General features: G+C 56.1%; 12 protein-coding genes. 5 read left to right on the forward strand and 7 right to left on the reverse strand.

The window, feature by feature from the left end; translation table 11 throughout:
- Positions 1-74: 74 nt before the first annotated feature.
- From ACM615_RS04150 to ACM615_RS04165, 4 genes are all read right to left on the reverse strand, one after another.
- The gene (locus ACM615_RS04150; RefSeq protein WP_431011482.1) at positions 75-1697 is read right to left on the reverse strand and encodes a diguanylate cyclase; all 1623 of its coding nucleotides are present in this window, start codon (positions 1695-1697) and stop codon (positions 75-77) included.
- Positions 1698-1766: 69 nt separating this feature from the next.
- Complete coding sequence (locus ACM615_RS04155; RefSeq protein WP_113875948.1) at positions 1767-2246, reverse strand: 2TM domain-containing protein; 480 nt, start codon at positions 2244-2246, stop codon at positions 1767-1769.
- Positions 2247-2358: 112 nt separating this feature from the next.
- On the reverse strand, positions 2359-2850 hold the full coding sequence (locus tag ACM615_RS04160; RefSeq protein WP_113875947.1) for a GNAT family N-acetyltransferase: 492 nt from the start codon (positions 2848-2850) through the stop codon (positions 2359-2361).
- Between the two features lie 16 nt (positions 2851-2866).
- Positions 2867-3775, reverse strand: a complete 909-nt coding sequence (locus tag ACM615_RS04165; protein WP_431011483.1) for a LysR family transcriptional regulator — start codon at positions 3773-3775, stop codon at positions 2867-2869.
- Between the two features lie 114 nt (positions 3776-3889).
- On the opposite strand from ACM615_RS04165, the gene ACM615_RS04170 reads away from it, so the two are divergent.
- The 4 genes from ACM615_RS04170 to ACM615_RS04185 all read left to right on the forward strand — a co-directional run bounded on the left by ACM615_RS04170 (position 3890) and on the right by ACM615_RS04185 (position 5879).
- Entirely contained in the window at positions 3890-5134 is a 1245-nt protein-coding gene (locus tag ACM615_RS04170; RefSeq protein WP_431011484.1) for an MFS transporter, read from the forward strand.
- 97 nt (positions 5135-5231) lie between these two features.
- Positions 5232-5381, forward strand: a complete 150-nt coding sequence (locus ACM615_RS04175; RefSeq protein WP_165353117.1) for a hypothetical protein — start codon at positions 5232-5234, stop codon at positions 5379-5381.
- Between the two features lie 24 nt (positions 5382-5405).
- Entirely contained in the window at positions 5406-5513 is a 108-nt protein-coding gene (yniD, locus tag ACM615_RS04180) for a small membrane protein YniD (RefSeq protein ID WP_013574326.1), read from the forward strand.
- Positions 5514-5636: 123 nt separating this feature from the next.
- Positions 5637-5879: a hypothetical protein gene (locus ACM615_RS04185; protein WP_181955537.1), complete on the forward strand. Its 243-nt coding sequence runs from the start codon at positions 5637-5639 to the stop codon at positions 5877-5879.
- 21 nt (positions 5880-5900) lie between these two features.
- On the opposite strand, the gene recD is transcribed toward ACM615_RS04185, so the two are convergent.
- The 3 genes from recD to recC are packed head-to-tail and all read right to left on the reverse strand — an operon-like array spanning position 5901 to position 15120.
- Positions 5901-7952, reverse strand: a complete 2052-nt coding sequence (gene recD, locus ACM615_RS04190) for an exodeoxyribonuclease V subunit alpha (RefSeq protein WP_431011485.1) — start codon at positions 7950-7952, stop codon at positions 5901-5903.
- A complete protein-coding gene (gene recB / locus ACM615_RS04195; RefSeq protein WP_431011486.1) occupies positions 7949-11662 on the reverse strand; it encodes an exodeoxyribonuclease V subunit beta in 3714 nt (1237 codons plus the stop codon). The genes recD and recB overlap by 4 nt, the downstream gene beginning before the upstream one ends.
- Positions 11659-15120, reverse strand: a complete 3462-nt coding sequence (gene recC, locus ACM615_RS04200) for an exodeoxyribonuclease V subunit gamma (RefSeq protein WP_431011487.1) — start codon at positions 15118-15120, stop codon at positions 11659-11661. The genes recB and recC overlap by 4 nt, the downstream gene beginning before the upstream one ends.
- A gap of 346 nt (positions 15121-15466) precedes the next feature.
- On the opposite strand from recC, the gene ACM615_RS04205 reads away from it, so the two are divergent.
- Positions 15467-17125, forward strand: a complete 1659-nt coding sequence (locus ACM615_RS04205; RefSeq protein ID WP_431011488.1) for a ShlB/FhaC/HecB family hemolysin secretion/activation protein — start codon at positions 15467-15469, stop codon at positions 17123-17125.
- The last annotated feature ends 14 nt before the right edge of the window (positions 17126-17139 follow it).

Genomic DNA, 17139 nt, shown 5'->3' on the forward strand with positions numbered 1-17139 from the left:
GGCCCGGGCAATCTGCCTGAGCCTTTTCATCGCTATCCGCTATTAAAACCATCCGCTATTACAGCCATCCGCCATTACAGATTGATTACCCGGTTACGCCCTTCATTCTTGGCCTGATACAACGCTTTATCCACCGCTTTCAGTGCGCCGTCGATATTATCCCTGCCGGGATAGAAATGCGTTACGCCGAGCGAAATTGTGACGTTACCCGCGCCCTCAAAATGATGAGACTCGACCTGCCGTCGTAACCGTTCCGCCAGCTGGATAGCCTGCGTGACTGACGCGCCGGGCAGCAGTAAAAGAAATTCTTCGCCGCCCATGCGGCACAGCAAATCCCCTTCCCTTGAGCTGTCCAGAATCAGGCGTGCAAGCTGTGTAATCACCACGTCACCGACGTCATGGCCGTAAGTGTCATTAATTTTTTTGAAGTGATCGATATCCAGCGTAATGACCGCAATCCGTGAAACCTCTGTCAGTTGTTTATCCACTAACTCATAAAAACCGCGCCGGTTCAGCAGACCGGTCATCGGGTCGGTATGCGCTTCGGTGCTGAGCTTTTCGATGCGCTGATGCAACAGTCGGATCCCCTGCAACATCACGGTTTTCAGCTTAGACGATTCATAATACCAGGCGTTGATCTGCTCAATTTCCTGAGAAACGTCCTCTGAATCCATCGTGTCAGCACGGGACGCGAGCTGGCGAAGCGGCATCGAAATATAGCGCGTCAGCAACCAGATGCAGATGAAAACAAGAATCACAATCGGCAGCGTGTAGAGCAATACCTGCATCATCACGTTATACAGCAGCACCACATCGGCCCTGGCGGGATGCAGCACCAGCACTGTCCAGCCTGCCACTTCCATGGTGGCGAAACCCGCCAGCGACGCCTCACCTTGCAGATTGTCCATAAGCAGAAAACCCTGCTCACGATCGCCTAACAGCGCCTTATTCACATGGCCCTGCGGCACGCTTTCGATCCATCCCGATGCGTCGCGATACAACACATCGCCCTCGCGGTCGATGACATAGATATAGGCGTCTTTGCGGTAATTGCGGGCATTAATCAGCGTATCGACGATACTGCTTTTGCTGAGATCAATTTCAGTCGCCAGGTACCCCAGATAACCGCCGCGCGCATTACGAATGGGCGAGGAAAGCACCATGATGTGATTGCCTTGCGCGGTGCGAAACGGCGAACTGAGCACCGGATTTTGGGTTGAAAGTGCTGCCGTATTGGCGCCGGATACCAGTTTTAAACCGACCATCTCCGCCGAATTTCTTGAGGCCGCGCGCACCACACCGGTTTTATCCACCACCAGCACCGAGCTGAAACGCTTGCTCTGTACCTGTAAACGGTCAGCTTCTTCGGTGATGGCATCACTATTATCAAATTCATCACCCAGCAAATCCGCGCTGTAGGCCACCTGTTTTTGTGCCGCATTGAAAAACAAATCGGCCGTCAGCGACAGTCTGGCCGCATACGACTGACTCGCCCGCAATGACGATTCGATGAGAAGTTTTTTTTCTACCTGAAAAATTGCCAGATAACTGGTGAGCAAGGTAATAACCGTACTCACCAGCGCCAGAAGCAATATCAATCTCTTAAGATCAAAAGCAAACCGCCGGTGCTGCCGCATTCTCTGTCCGTTGAGCAAATGACCACGAATATTACAGAGGATAGCAGTATGTTTACTCATGGTTTTGATATGCCGCAGTCAGGACGGTTTTACTGGCGATTAAAAATTGCACATTAGCCTTTTTACTGCTCAGGGTTTGCGGATTAACTTCTGTAAACGCGCTTTCTGCCAGCGCTCTACAGTTCCCCGGAAAACAAAAATGCGTAAACCGCGCAGCAGCAGAATACCGCCCCAGATACATAGTGGCCATGCGAACCAGAAGGAATCCGGCGAGGTGTAATGGTTAAGCGCGAACAGACCCGCATTGACCCCCGCCCACAACAGAACAGAGCGGTAAAAACTGCTTTCCTCCGCCACCTGTTGCCTGGCCCTTTCAATCTGATCGTCAAGCGCGTGTTCCGGCGAATTGCCATCTCGCGTATCGTTTTCCGTCAGTTCTGAAACTTTGATGTCAAACGCTGCTGCGATAGCACCAAGCGTGTCGAGGCTGGCCTGTTCGCCGTTCTCAATGCGCTGCACTGTGCGAACGCTGAGCGAAGAAAGCTCTGCCAGTTGTTCCTGAGACCATGCACGGGAAATCCGAAGTTGCCTGATTTTGCTCTGATTCATAATTAATCCTTAGAGTGAATGTTGAACACCTAATAAGCATGCAACGCCGGATCAGAAATCAACACGACAGCAACCTGACACAGACACGACAGCCCGCTGACAGCCTTAGTGATCAGAAAGTTAGCCGGTAAAACTTACTGTCTACCGCCATCAGCGGAAAAGCTTCCGGCAACGCGGATACCGGTATCTCCTGAAATCCGTTCTTTTCATAAAAACGATGGGCCGCCAGAAATTTGTCGGTCGTGCCCAGAAAAACGTCTTTCACTTTTTCGGCCTGTGCATGTTGCAGTAACGCCTTCAGCAATAATGCCGCCACGCCGTAATCGCGGCCACGATAAGGCGCGCTCACAAACATTTTGCGCAGAGCCGCCTGGGCATTGCCGATATCTTTCAGGCCCAGCGTCCCCACCACTTTTCCGTCACAGCGGGCGATCCAGAAATCCCCGGTTCCGCGCTGATAAAACTGCGGAATATCGTGCAAATCTGGCTGCTGCTGTTCGCTTATCGGAATGCCAAATTCCTGATTCTGGATCGGCAAAATCACATCAATCACGCCGCGCTGATCTGCAGCAGAAAAGCGTTCAATTAAGACAGAATGACTCATCGCACACTCCCTGAGTTTAATTAGGACATAGCAGTGCCAGCTCCGGGTTTTCAGGGAATACCCGCTCGCTGAAAAAGTCGATTAATACCCGAAGTTTCGGTGTCATATAACCGCCCGACGGCCACAAAATAAAAAAGTCGGCACTGCGCTTCACGTGCTCATCCAGCACAGTCACCAGCTGCCCGCGGGCCAGTTCTTTGCGGATACTGAAATCCGGCAGACAGGCGATGCCCAACCCCTGCAGGGCAAAGCAATGACGTGTTTCTATATTATTGCAAACCATCGAAACCGGCAGCGCTAAATCCTGATATTCCGGCAAAGGCCAGGATTCGAGTTTTCCGCTATTCGGAAAGCGGAAATGCAGACAACGGTGATCGGCCAGATCATGCGGTTTCGCAGGCCTGCCGTACTGCTCAAAGTAAGCCGGTGCGCCGACCAGCAAATGATGGAAAGTGCCGAGCTTGCGCATCGATAACCGTGAATCAGCCATCTGCCCCGTTCGCACCACGGCGTCGAAACCTTCTTCCACCACGTCAACAATGCGATCGGTGAAATCCAGATCCAGTTCAATGTCGGGATAACGGCGCATAAACTCGCCCAGCACCGGCAACAGCAGCGTGCTGACCTGCGGCAGACTCAGCCGCAGCCTGCCGCGCGGACATTCCGCCAGTTGCGACAGCTCACTTTCTGCCGCCTCGAGCTCCGCCACAATGCGCCGGCAACGCTCGAGAAACAGCGAACCTTCCGCCGTCAGCGTCACGCTGCGGGTACTGCGGTGAAACAGCCGTACATTCAGTTTGGTTTCCATCCGCGAAATACTTTTACCCACCGCCGACGCGGAAATCCCTAAGATCCGCCCGGCGGCGACAAAGCTGCGGGTTTCCGCCACGTGCACAAACGTATTCAGGCTGCTAAGACTTTCCACCCTCACCTCCGATTGCGGACATCAGCGTCCGCATACTCTGGAAATCTACCCTACTTTTTCCGCAACAGGGAGTTCTCTATCGTGATTTAACTTTTTCAGAAACTGAGAGACGCCATGAATACTGCTGTACAAAAATCCCCGCTGCCGCTTTCGGCTTTACTGGCGATGGCGCTGACTGGCTTTATCGCCATCATGACCGAAACCCTGCCCGCCGGATTACTGCCGCAAATCGCCGCCGGTCTGAATGTTTCGCAGGCCATGGCCGGACAATTAATCACGCTGTATGCCGCCGGTTCGCTGATGGCGGTGATCCCGCTTGCGGCGCTGACCCGGGGCTGGAACCGCCGCACGGCATTATTGACCGCCATCGTCGGCTTTCTGGTTTTCAACACACTCACCACTTTTTCCACGCATTACATCCTGACGCTTGTGGCCCGCTGGATGGCCGGAGCAGCGGCAGGGCTGGCGTGGGGTTTGCTGGCAGGCTATGCGCGGCGGATGGTGCCGGTTGAGCAACAAGGGCGGGCATTGTCAGTAGCGATGGTCGGCACACCGCTGGCGCTTTCAGTGGGTGTCCCGCTCGGCACCTGGATGGGTTCTCTGCTCGGCTGGCGGCTGGCGTTCGGCGTGATGTCCGCGCTCACGCTGATTCTGGTGGTCTGGGTTATTCGAAAAGTACCGGACTATCCCGGACAGGCCGCCAGTCAGCGCCAGTCGTTGCTTCATGTGGTGATGATGCCTGGCGTGCGCAGTATTTTGCTGGTGATCCTGCTGTGGATGCTGACGCATAATCTGCTCTACACCTACATTGTGCCGTTCCTGCACTTATCCGGTCTTAGCGCACGGGCTGACCAGATATTACTGGTCTTCGGCATTGGCGCGCTGGCTGGCATTGGTATCACAGGCCTGCTGGTTGACCGGCGCTTGCGCCAGACTCTGCTGTTCAGCCTTCTGCTGTTCGCACTGATTTCGCTGACGCTGGTGTTTTTTAGTCAGACTCCCGTGATGGTGGTTTTATGCGTGGCGCTGTGGGGACTGACGTTCGGCGGCGCGGCGACCTTACTGCAAACGGCTATCGCAGATGCCACCGGTGAACACGCCGATATGGCGCAGTCGATGGTGGTCGTGGCGTGGAATCTCGCGATTGCGGGCGGCGGCTTAACCGGAGGGATTTTGCTGGAAACCGCCGGTGTTAAAACTTTTCCGCAGACAATGCTGATTCTGCTGGCGGCAGGACTGATTATTGCCTGGCGCGCTAAAAAGCACGGCTTCATGCCCGGTGCCCGCCATGACAAAACTGCACAAAATCCTAGTGAGCAGGAACAGGATCAAAGTTTAGAAACGGCTGGAAAGGTATAATTTCCTAAACCTTTCCGGAACCAGATGCCTGAATATCTGCCGGAAGCCACTTTTTCTGGCAGACTAAAAAACAGGCAAAACAGAAACAATGAGAACAATGGAAGCACGTAATAAAGCCGTTATACTTTTGTCAGTGATTCTCGCCGCAGCCCTGCTGCTAATCGCGTTCGAATGGCTGGCAGATCAGGCGGTGCCTGAACTGAAAGAGCAGGTTATTCACTATGTGGATGAACACATGGCGCACTAAAATGCCCTGATGGCAGGAGGAGTTATGGTAACGAAAAGGATGATGACCAAACACTGGAAAATGGTTGTAGTACTGCTGTGTATCTGTGGCGCATTGATGCTGTTGCGCTGGGCGGCGATGATCTGGGGGTAAAGTTTTGCAAATTTGCCCCATAACCACTGGTTAAATAATCAACAACCCGGCCGGCGGGCTTGAAACCTTCTGCTGCGCAAGCCAGAATATCCTTAGTGTTTTTTAAGAGCCTGCCGCCTGCTTATGAATAACCGCAAACCTCGTCGTCCCCACGGGCGATGGACCTATTACATTATGTACGAAGACATTCTGTGGCCCTGCCCGGTTCGCTGGGAGTGGGAAAATGGCTACGGCGGCTGGCTGCCTTTTTATTACTCACCGACGCTGGAATTTGTCGCAGGCGATCCGGACAAAGCCACCAAAGTGGCGGGCAACAAGGCCCGCACGCTGCGTAAACCGGTCAGAATTCACGCATACGAATACTGATTGCTTCTCTTCTGCAAAGCCTTACTCGCTTTCGATCAATCCGCTGGCACGTAACACCCGCCGCTTCACGGCCTCCGGCAATACCGCATTCACGCCTCCGGCACATCCCAGACTGAACCAGTGACGCGCACGTGTGATACCGGTGTAGATCAGCTCGCGGGTTAATATCGGGCTCAGATTTTCCGGCAGCAGCAACGCGGTGTGGGTGAACTCCGATCCCTGCGATTTATGCACTGTCATAGCAAACACCGTTTCCACCGCCTGCAAACGCCCCGGCATGACCCAGCGGATATCCTGCGTACCGTCTCCGGCCAGAAACGCCACCCGCAGCAGCGGCACGACTGAACCGTCCGCCAGCCGTTGCGGAATTTCCAGCGTGATGCCGATGTCGCCATTCATCAGGCGCTGGCTGTAATCGTTACGGGTCACCAGCACCGGACGTCCCGGATACCAGCCGACCGAAGCCTTGAGCAATCCTTCTTTATACAAAATTTCAGCGATGCGCTTATTAAGTCCTTCCACGCCCCAGCGCCCGCCACGTAAGGCGCACAGCAACTGAAACTGACTGTAGGCCAGCAGCACTTTTGTCGCCCAGCGGTTGAAGGCTTCCTGCGGTTCGTCGTCCGCAGGCCGCTCCCTGATCATCACGTTGAGATAATGCTGATAACCGACCGGCGGCTCGGTGCCTTCGCGTTTTGCCGCCGCAGGAAACTGCGCTGCGCTGCCCTTAACCACCCAGTTGCGCAGTTCGCTGTCATCGTCAGCGCTTAACGTCAGTTGTGCGAGATCGGCATATCCGTGTTTCCAGACCTGTTTCAGCGCGCTAACGTCCCCGTCGTTGACCGCTTCCGCCAGTTGGCCGATGCCGCTCTGTGCATCAAAACGGTAACTGTGGCGCAGCATGACGACCGCCTGATCCATCGCTGTGCCTTGCGGATCCACCAGCGTATCCGGGATCTGCTCACCGGTTGCACTTTGCAGCCAGTCGCGGGTTTGCGGCAGATAATGTCCGCCCGCCGCACGCTGACATAATTCACTCAGCAATGCGCCCGCTTCTACCGACGCCAGCTGATCTTTATCACCGAGCAGGATCAGGCGCGCATGATCTGGCAATGCCGCCAGCAGCGCCGCCATCATTTCCAGATCGACCATCGATGCTTCGTCTACCACCAGCACATCCAGCATCAGCGGATTTCCCGGATGATGGCGGAAATGGCGGGTATCCGGGCGGCTGCCCAGCAAACGGTGCAGCGTGACCACTTCCGTATTAATACTCTCACGCACATCATTGCCGTTACCGAGCCCGCTGAGATCCAGCTTAGAGACCGCACCGGCAATCGACTCATTCAGACGCGCCGCCGCCTTACCGGTTGGTGCGGCAAGGCGGATACGCAGCGGCTGGCCGGTATCCTCCAGCGCCAGTGTTTGCAACAGCGCCAGCAGACGCACCACCGTCGTGGTTTTCCCGGTGCCCGGTCCGCCGGTAATGATGCTGAACGCGTTGACCGCCGCCAGCGCACAGGCCAGTTTCTGCCAGTTAACGGTGGCAGAGTTCACCGCCGGGAATAATGCCGTCAGGGGTGCCTGTAAAGTTTGCGCCGGTAATGTGTGCAGCGCACTGCGGGTCAGACGCTGTTCTATCGCTGCGCGCACATTCTGTTCGTACTGCCAGTAACGGCGCAGATACAGGCGCTGCCCGCTCAGCACCAGCGGAGAATTCCCCTCGCCGTGCCCGACCAGTGTCGGGTGCGCCAGCGCCGCCAGCCATTCCTGCAAACTCAGCTCGTCCAGCACTGCTGCGGGGCGGATCACCGCGCCGTCAGCGTGATCGCCTTCCGGTGGCAGCGAGAGTGAAAATGCGCTGTCGTCGAGCGTGGCCTGCAAATCCAGACACACATGCCCGCGCCCCAGCTGATAGCTGGTCAGTGCGGTCGCCAGCAATAACAACGGATGCGCGTCCGGCGCTTCTTTTGCCAGAAACGTCACCAGTGCGCGATCCAGTTCCCGCAGCCAGCCACATTCCACCCAGCTCGCCAGCAGTTGCGCAAGCGCTTCACGGCTGTTGATTTTCATGCGTGTTCCTCCGTGCCGCTGAACAGAGCGTCGAGTTGTTCCATTAAGGCTTTATCCGGTCGCTGAACGCAGACGCCGTTACCCGGCGCGTGGCTGCCGCGCAGGAATAAATAGACTGCGCCGCCGATATGCCGGTCGTAATCGTAATCCGGTATGCGGGATTTCAGCAGGCGATGCAGCGCAAACAGATACAGTGAGAACTGCAAGTCATAGCGGTGATCGCGCATGGACTGCGTCATATTTTCCTGGTCGTAGCCGCTGGCGTCATCACCGAGCCAGTTGGATTTGTAATCCAGCACGTAATAACGCCCGTCATGTTCGAACACCAGATCGATAAAGCCTTTCAGCATACCGTTGAGATCTTCCGCAAGTAACGGCGCACGCTCCGCGCCGTCCAGCGTATATTGCTGAACCAGCGTGTCGAGACGTCGTGTCGGCACCTTTGTCAGCGAGAACCAGAACTCCATTTCAACCTGATACGGCGGCAGTTCTGCCAGGTTAAAAGTATTGCCTCCCGGCAGCGGTAAAGGCTGCGTCAGCAGCGCGGTCAGCCAGCCAGTCAGCGGCACAATCCACTTTTCCCAGCCACGCGTATTGCAACGCCGCGCAACCTGATCGGCAATCCTTTCCGGGTCTGCCGCCAGCGCTGCAAACCCTTCGTCACCCGCCCATTCCAGCAAACCGTGCAGGAAATTACCCGGCGCTGGGCCGCGCGGGAAGGCATACAAATTCTCGCCGGTCATAGGCTGCGACAGTTCATGCAGCGGCTCCTTCACTGGCTCTTTCGCGTTGTTTTGCGTTTTCTGATCTTCCAGATAACTGTCCTGCGCGGCGCTTTCGATTTCTCTCTGCGGCTCGCGGTTCAGGGTCTCCGGCATGATATACGTGCCTGCCGGCGCAATTTGCAGACCGGAGAAACTCGTCACCCACCAGCGCGGCCCTTTATGCAGACGCAGCGGCGGACGCGGCCCGAGTTCCGGCAATGTCTGCTCGCTGCGATACACTGCGCCGTCAGATACCGGCAACGGCCACGCGCGAATATGCGCCGTTTCCAGTGCCTGCAAACTGGCAGGAAGCGCCTCTGCATCCATCGTCTCGCCGCCGTTAAAAAGGTCACTGAAAAATAAATAACCGGGTGCGCTCTTTTCAAAGTCTTTCAGCGGGGCCATGCCCAGCCACAGCGCGTAACGCGAACGGGTCAGCGCCACGTAAAACTTACGCAGGTCTTCTCCCAGCCGCTCGCGGTCAGCCAGCACCAGTTGCTCATCGGATGCACTCAGTGCCACTTCCAGCTCACCTTCCGGCGTATGCCATTTCAGCGGTGAATCCTGCTTTTTCACGGCGCGGAATGCACAGGCAAAGGGCAGGAATACCAGCGGATATTCCAGACCTTTGGATTTATGCACGGTAACCACTTTCACCAGATCCGCATCGCTTTCGAGACGCAGTTTGCGGGCATCGCCGCCCTGATGTTCGTCCTGACATTGCTCCGCCAGATAACGGATCAGCGCATGTTCACCATCGAGCTGCACGCTGGCCTGTTGCAGCAGTTCAGAAAGATGCAGCAAATCAGTCAGCGCGCGTTCGTCACCACGCCCGAGCAGACGGCGCGGCACGTCGAATTCCCACATCAGTCGGCGCAGCATCGGCAGAATGCCCTGTTTGCGCCAGCAGGTTCGCAATGCCTGAAACTGCTGAACGTAGCGTTCCCACTCGTTTTCATCCTGATTCAGCCGGTCCAGCGCTTCCCAGCTCAGGTTCAGCGAAGGCGTCCCGAGAGCCGCGCGCAGCAGACGGTCGTTTTCCGGCGCGGCACAGGCCGCCAGCCAGTACTGTAATTCGCCTGCCTGCGCACTTTCAAAAATCGATTCTTTATCAGAAAGATACACGCTGCGCACGCCACTTTTTGACAGCGCGAGGCGTATCGCCGCCGCTTCACGGCCGGTATTCACCAGCACCGCGATATCCCCCGGCATCACCGGTTTTAATATTTCACCGGGCTGACCAAAACCGGCGGAACCCTGCTGGCCAAGGCGCAGCAACTGGACGATTTTTGCCGCACAGCCGTCTGCCATCAGCTGTACGTATTGCGTTTTAGGCAGCGTTTCCGTCTGATTTTCGGGGTACCACAGTGTCAGCGCAGTGGCTTCGGTATCGTCAATGACCAGTGTGTCGGCACGTCCTTTGGCTGCTACCGGCAGGAACGGCACCTGATTTTCATCACCCTGACGGAACAGGAAAGCGCCCTCGCCGGCGCGGCGGTTTTCGGCTAATTCGAACACTTCATTAACTGCCGCTACCATGGCGCGGGTGGAACGGAAGTTGGTCGCCAGCGTGTAGTGGCGACCGCCGGTATCGCGGCGGGCGCGCAGATAGGTATAAATGTCAGCGCCCCGGAAGGCGTAAATCGCCTGTTTCGGATCGCCGATCAGGATCAGTCCCTGCTCCGGCACGTTTTCTGCCACACGATAGACGGTATCAAAAATGCGGTATTGCAGCGGATCGGTGTCCTGGAATTCGTCGATCATCGCCACCGGAAATTGCGTGCGAATGATCTCTGCGAGCCGCGCGCCGTTGTCACTGCGCAGGGCTGAATCCAGACGGGTCAGTAAATCGTTGAAGCCCATTTGCGCCCGTTTCTGCTGCTCGAGGTCAAAACGATTTTTTATCCAGCGGCAGGCATGTTGCAGCAAACCGCTGCGCGCATCCGGCAAACTTTCAAGGCGGGATTTCAGGGTTTCCATCGCGGTCAGCGCCGGATGCGCAGGCGGTTCGCCCTGCTTCCAGCATTCCGCCAAACCTTCCGGTGTCAGACGCGTCCAGCCGGTTTTCAGATCCGGTATCACTTCATCGGACGTCGCCCAGGTGTACAGCTTTTCCAGCCACGGATTGAAAAATCGCGCCTGAATTTTTTTGCCATCGACCACTTTCGCCGCCACTGCGCCTTCCAGCAGGGTGCGAAGTTCCTGCGTCCATTGCGGCCAGTCTTGTTTCAGCGCGGCCAGTTCAGCCGCTTTCTGGTTGTTTACCGTTTCGACTACGTCGGCTGGCGTCTGTTCTGAGCCTAACTCTTCAGCGTATTCCAGCAACGGCATCACGCTGCGGTGTAAATCTTCCGGCGCACGCCACCAGCCACGCAGCGTACGGATTTCCTGCTCACTCAGCGGAAAATAGAAACTGCGCCAGTAATCGCGCACCACGTTCATCAGCAGTTCGGTCTGATCGGTTTCCAGCGTCTGGGTAAACAGGCTGTCGCTGTCGAACGCGTGCTCGCCGAGCATACGGTTACACCAGCCGTGAATGGTGGAAACGGCGGATTCATCCATCCATTCCGCCGCCAGTTGCAGCTTACGGGCACAACCCGGCCATTGCTCCGGTGAATATTCCTCGCGCAAATTTTGCAAAAATTCGTCGCTGTCTTTTTCCGCTTCAGGATTACCTAAAAAATATCCCGCCGCTTGCGACAAGCGCGCACGGATACGGTCACGCAGCTCTTTGGTCGCCGCATCGGTGAAGGTCACCACCAGAATTTCCGGCGGCGTCAGCGGACGACTGAAAGCATTATCCCCGCCGTGCCCGAGCACCAGCCGCACATACAGCGCGGCGATGGTAAAGGTTTTGCCGGTACCGGCGCTGGCTTCAATCAGGCGGCTGCCTGTCAGCGGAAAACTCAGCACGTTCAGGGTGGATGGCAACGTCTGCTCCGTCATTCCTTCGCTCCTTTTTTGCTGCGTGCCAGATGATTTCTCAGCGGTGCCAGCAGTGTATCGGCGAGACGGGCAAATTCACCGTCCGACCAGAGTGCGGCGAAATCCGGCCACGCGCGGGCCAGATAGGCGTTACTGTCACGCTCACCAAATTTCATGTTCGCCGGGTCATGATTTTCATAATTGTCGCGGGCGGCAAACCAGGCATCGCTGTCGGGTGCGCTGTGCTCCGTGCCCTCTTTTTTCAGCCAGACAAACGCGGTTTTCACTGCCAGCGGCAACGGACGCAGCTGACCCGCTTTCCACGTTTCAATCAGCGTTTCCCATAAATTGCGCGCCTGTTCAATATCCAGCGGCGGCAATTCAGCCGTGCCGTTTTTACTGACAATCACGGTGTGCATCGGCTTTCCGTCGAGATGCCCTGCAATATGCGCGACCCAGTAAGGCAGCAGCCGGTCGAAGCGGTAACTGCGCTCCTTCGTCATGATGCCGATACTTTCCAGCACCACGCGCGCGCGGTCGCCCGCCGCATTTGCCCGCAGTTCACTCAGCCAGTCGGAGAACATCATGCCGCCGGTGTCATCTTCCAGCGCCTCATTTGCCAGCGTTTGCGGCCAGTTATCGAGTACCTGCTGATAACTGGCAAACAAGGTGTCCATCGGCTCGGCCAGATCTTCACTCAGCACCGCAGCGAATTCCCCCGGTGCCAGCTCGCCGCGCCGTTCAATGCGTTCGAGTTGCTGACGTAAAACGTCCTGACGCGAAACACCCGCTTCCAGCGCCCATTTCTGCGCGCGGATCAGTTCGTCCTGCAAGCGCCAGTTTTCCAGCGCATTAATGTCGAACGGCTCCTGATCTTCACTGCCGGGATCTTCCAGTTCGAAATAGATATTCAGCCGCTGACGGAAGAAACTGCGCACCGGATCCGACAGAAAATCCGACAACTGACGCAGTGTCAGCGCACCTTCCTGTTCCACCGGTTGCAGCGGTTGTACAGCCACGGACGCAGCTTCCGCTTCCAGTCCGGCACGCCATTCGTGGGCATAGCTGAACAACGAACTTTCCTGACTGAAATAGTCGCGGTTGAACGGTTGCAGGCGATGCTCTACGGTCAGCGCATGCAGCAAATCTTCGCCGTTTTCGGCTTTCCAGCCTGCCGCCAGATGATCACGCAACTGCGCCACCAGCACGGACGGCGGGCGTTCGGTGTTGTCATGAATGCTGCGGCCTACCCAGCTGATATGTAAGCGTTCACGCGCTGAAAGCAGCGCTTCGAGGAACAGATAGCGGTCATCTTCACGACGCGAACGGTCGCCGGGGCGGTAATCACGCCCCATCAGATCGAAATCCATCGGCACGCGGTTACGCGGATAATCACCGTCGTTCATCCCCAGCAGATAGACGTGGCGGAAAGGAATGGCACGCATTGGCATCAGCGTGGCGAAGGTCACCGCGCCGCCAAAAAACGGTTGTGTCAGGCCGGACTGGTCAAACTGCGCCAGCCAGTGATCGCGCACCACCGACAACGGCAGTTCAGCCTGCAGATCGACGCTTTCGCAGGCTTCCAGCCAGGTTTCCAGTTCGCCGTGCAGACGCACTAAAATAAAGCCGTCTTCGCCGTCATCTTCGGCAAAGTATTGGGAAAGGATCGTGCGCAGGCGCTCGCCCCATACCTGCGGTGCGGCAGGTTCCCGCAACTGACGCCAGGTGTCATCAAGGCAGTTCAGCAGATGCGACAGCGGACCGATCAGCGCCGCATCCAGTCCGCCGATTTCATCCAGCGGCTCGATGTTTTCCCAGGCTTCACCACTGCCTACCGCGTAACCCAGCAGCATACGTTGCAGGCCAAAGAACCAGCTGTTCTGTTCCGGCGATAACGGCAGTTCAAGGCTCTGACGCTGTTCCGCATGCAGCCCCCAGCGCACATTGGCGGCGCGGATCCAGCGGTGCAGCAGCGGCAGTTGTTCTTCCTCAATGCCGAAACGCTGACGCACAGACGGTACGTCGAGTAAATCCAGCAAATCGCTGACCGCAAAACGCGACTGCGGCAGTTCCAGCAGGCTTTCCAGCGCACCGAGTAACGAGTTGTTCTGGCGCGGTCCCTGATCGGCAACGGTGAACGGGATGTAGCGCGGATCGCTGCGCTCCGTCAGGCCGAATACCGCCTGAATGTGCGGTGCATAGCCGTTAATATCCGGCACCATCACGATGATATCGCGGGCTTTCAGCGTCGGATCTGCCGCCAGCGCCGCCAGCAGACGGTCATGCAGCACTTCCACTTCACGCTGGGCGCTGTGGGTAATATAAAAACGCAGGGAATCGTCATGCTGAACATCTGCCGGAGGCCATTCATCGATCGTTTCAGCCAGCGGGCGCAGCTGCAAAATATCTTCCTGCAGCTGATGCAACAGGGTATCGGTACCGTTCGACGTAAAGAGATCGATGCGCGGGATCACCGGCGCCAGCTGCGAGGCATAGGATTCGTGGTTGTCATATTCATTGAGCAGACCGATATAGTCGCGCCCCTGCTTGCCCCACGCCGCCAGCAGCGGATGGGCATGCTGATGGAGTTCATCTTCGGCAATCACCTGCGGCATGCCCGGCTTACGCAACTGGCGCTTACGTTCCGCACGCAGCAGATCTTTATCGGCAATGATATCGCTCCAGTCGTGCTCGCACGGGTTATGCACGCACATAAAGATGTGTGTCCAGCGGCCCAGCACTGCCAGCACTTCAAGAGATTGTTGCGGTAACGAGGAGATGCCAAACACCACCAGCCGCGCGGGTAAACCGGCCGGACGCTGGTCTTCAGGAAGGGTCTGCGCATGTTGCAGGAAACGCTGATGCAGCGCCGCACGGCTGGTGTTGCGCTCGTTTTCAGGCACATCCGCCAGCAGCGCACGCCACAGTTGCGGCTGCCACAGCAGGTTTTCCGGCAACGGCTCGCTGCCTGTGCGGCTGGTGCGCAGGACGTCCAGCCCGTTGCCCCAGTCTTCCAGCCAGTCGGCGCGGTAAACCTGATACTGATCGAATAAATCCGCCAGCCGCTGTGACAGCTGATGCAGCTTACGCATATCGCCGTCATCTTTTAAGAAACGGGCCAGCGGTGCAAACACCGGTTCGGCAAGCAGTTCGGGCAACAGGCGGATCAGGCGCCAGGTCAGCAACGGACGGTCGAACGGCGACGATTCCGGCACCTGTTCTTTGCCGAGCACCGCACGGTAAACCTGCCAGAAAAAGCGCGCCGGTAGTTTGATATCCAGCGCCGCCGCAATGCCGCAACCGCCTTCTGCCACATCGCGCGCCAGCGCCAGTTTCAGCCACTGATTGATGCCGTTGCTCTGCACCAGAATCACTTCGTTTTCCAGCGGTGAAAGCGGATGCGCCGCCATCCACGAGACCAGCACGTCCCTCAGCGCTTCTGAGTGATTTCCGTGTAATACCATCAAACCTGAATTCACACCCGCATCCCTTGTTATCGCCTGTCAGGGTTGAGATTTTGCGTTGATTTGGAAAGGATTGAAAGGACAGAAAAGAAAAGAGGCAGGGCCAGAAGACATCCTCATCCCGCCGGAGAGTTAACTTTGTTTTTCGGTTATCAGATCTTTTTATTCAATCGTTTAACTAAGAGTTTTCATAAAATACTAAGAATACTAATGATTTTCTATTTATCTGAAATAAAAATCTGAGTTTTAGAAATATTAAGAAATGAGATTTTGTGTAATGAAACGTAAACTGATATAAAGACGGCGTCAGGCCTTTGACGCATAACTAAAACTAATTGATTCGTAAATAAGGACATTTACAATGAATATTAAAGCCATCTGCTGGGCTATCGTTCTGGCCACCTTTCCGGTGCATGCCGCTTTGCTCAGTCCGGCAGACAAGGACAATATTGAGCAACAACAAAGAGATCGCCTGCAACAACAGCAAATGCAGCGTGATGAGCTGGAAAGAAGCCAGACGCTCTCTTTACCCGCCCCCGCCCCGGCTAACGCTGACGAAAAACCGTGCTTTACTATTTCCACTATCAATATTACTCAAGCCAATCATTTATCTTCCAGCACTCAAGACAAGTTAACGAAACCTTTAATTGGAAAGTGTTTAGGCATTAAGAGAATTACCCAGCTCGTGCAGGAAATATCTGATGCCTATATCGAAAGCGGGTATATCACCAGCCGTGCTTTTCTTCCCGAGCAGGATCTCTCACGGGGAGAGCTGAATATTACCGTGATGGAAGGCAAGCTTCAGGATATTCAATTAGATAAACACAGCGACCGTATTTTGGCGATGGCTTTCCCTGGCCTTAAAGGCAAAATCCTCAATCTGCGCGATATCGAACAGGGCATGGAACAGATTAACCGGTTGCGCCAGACACCGGTCCAGATAGAGATCCTTCCGGCTGAACAACCGGGTTACTCCATTGTGAATTTAACCGCCACGCCGGAGTTTCCACTCAGCCTGGGTGTGGGATTCGATAACAGCGGGCAAAAAAGCACCGGCACCGGCCAGATGAACGGCTCTCTGATCGCCAGTAACGTGCTCGGACTGGCGGATCAGTGGTTTGTCAGCGGCGCGAAAAGCAGCGATTTCTCCAGCAGCCACGACGCCCGCAGCGTGCAGGCTGGCATGAGCGTGCCTTATGGCTACTGGCTGATGAATTACAGTTACAGCTACAGCGATTATCTCAGCACGGTGAATTCTCAGGGCTTCGGCTGGCGGTCAACCGGCGATTCCCAAACCCATCGCGTCAATCTTTCCCGCGTCGTATTTCGAAACAGCGATATCAAAACCGGCGTATCTGTCGGGATCAGCAACAATATGGCGCGTAACTATCTTAATGATGCTCCGCTGGCCAGCAGCAGCCGCAAGCTCAGCAATGTCAGCGTGGGCATCAACCATAGCCAGAAACTGTGGGGAGGATTGTCCACGCTGAACCCGACATTCAGCCGCGGCGTGCCCTGGTTAGGCGCGGAAGACGATCAGCATAAACCGGACGATGCGCCCAAAGCAGAGTTCTCCAAATGGTCACTGTCCGGCAGTTACTACAAGCCGGTCAGCCAGAAAGTCACCTTTCTTTCCAGCGTTTACGGTCAGTGGACCGGCGACCGTCTTTACGGCAACGAACGCCTGACGATTGGCGGCGAAAGCTCGGTGCGTGGCTTCAAAGAGCAATACCTTTCCGGTGATAACGGCGGTTACTGGCGCAACGAACTCAACACGGCGCTGTTCAGTATGCCTTTGCTGGGCGCAGTCAGCGCGGTGGCCGCTGTGGATGGCGGATATCTGCATCATGACAATCACGACGTTAACGCGGCAGGCACGCTGTGGGGCGGCGCGGTAGGACTCAGCAGCAGCGCCGGTCATCTCTCCAGCCAGTTTACCGTCGGCTGGCCCCTGCGTTACCCCGGCGACTTAGCGCCTGACCGCGTCACGGTGTATTACCACCTGAATGTCGTGCTGTAATTTCTGATAAGGAT

It is taken from the genome of Rahnella sp. PAMC25617 (assembly GCF_050606005.1).
GTDB classification, from domain to species: Bacteria; Pseudomonadota; Gammaproteobacteria; order Enterobacterales; family Enterobacteriaceae; genus Rahnella; species Rahnella variigena.

What these genes read in the sequence shown, in the direction of transcription:
- ACM615_RS04155 (WP_113875948.1), bottom strand. Translation starts at nt 2,246, where the DNA reads ATGAATCAGAGCAAAATCAGGCAACTTCGGATTTCCCGTGCATGGTCT.
- ACM615_RS04185 (WP_181955537.1), top strand. Translation starts at nt 5,637, where the DNA reads ATGAATAACCGCAAACCTCGTCGTCCCCACGGGCGATGGACCTATTAC.
- ACM615_RS04150 (WP_431011482.1), bottom strand. Translation starts at nt 1,697, where the DNA reads ATGAGTAAACATACTGCTATCCTCTGTAATATTCGTGGTCATTTGCTC.
- ACM615_RS04175 (WP_165353117.1), top strand. Translation starts at nt 5,232, where the DNA reads ATGGAAGCACGTAATAAAGCCGTTATACTTTTGTCAGTGATTCTCGCC.
- ACM615_RS04160 (WP_113875947.1), bottom strand. Translation starts at nt 2,850, where the DNA reads ATGAGTCATTCTGTCTTAATTGAACGCTTTTCTGCTGCAGATCAGCGC.
- yniD (WP_013574326.1), top strand. Translation starts at nt 5,406, where the DNA reads ATGGTAACGAAAAGGATGATGACCAAACACTGGAAAATGGTTGTAGTA.
- recD (WP_431011485.1), bottom strand. Translation starts at nt 7,952, where the DNA reads ATGAAAATCAACAGCCGTGAAGCGCTTGCGCAACTGCTGGCGAGCTGG.
- ACM615_RS04170 (WP_431011484.1), top strand. Translation starts at nt 3,890, where the DNA reads ATGAATACTGCTGTACAAAAATCCCCGCTGCCGCTTTCGGCTTTACTG.
- ACM615_RS04205 (WP_431011488.1), top strand. Translation starts at nt 15,467, where the DNA reads ATGAATATTAAAGCCATCTGCTGGGCTATCGTTCTGGCCACCTTTCCG.
- recB (WP_431011486.1), bottom strand. Translation starts at nt 11,662, where the DNA reads ATGACGGAGCAGACGTTGCCATCCACCCTGAACGTGCTGAGTTTTCCG.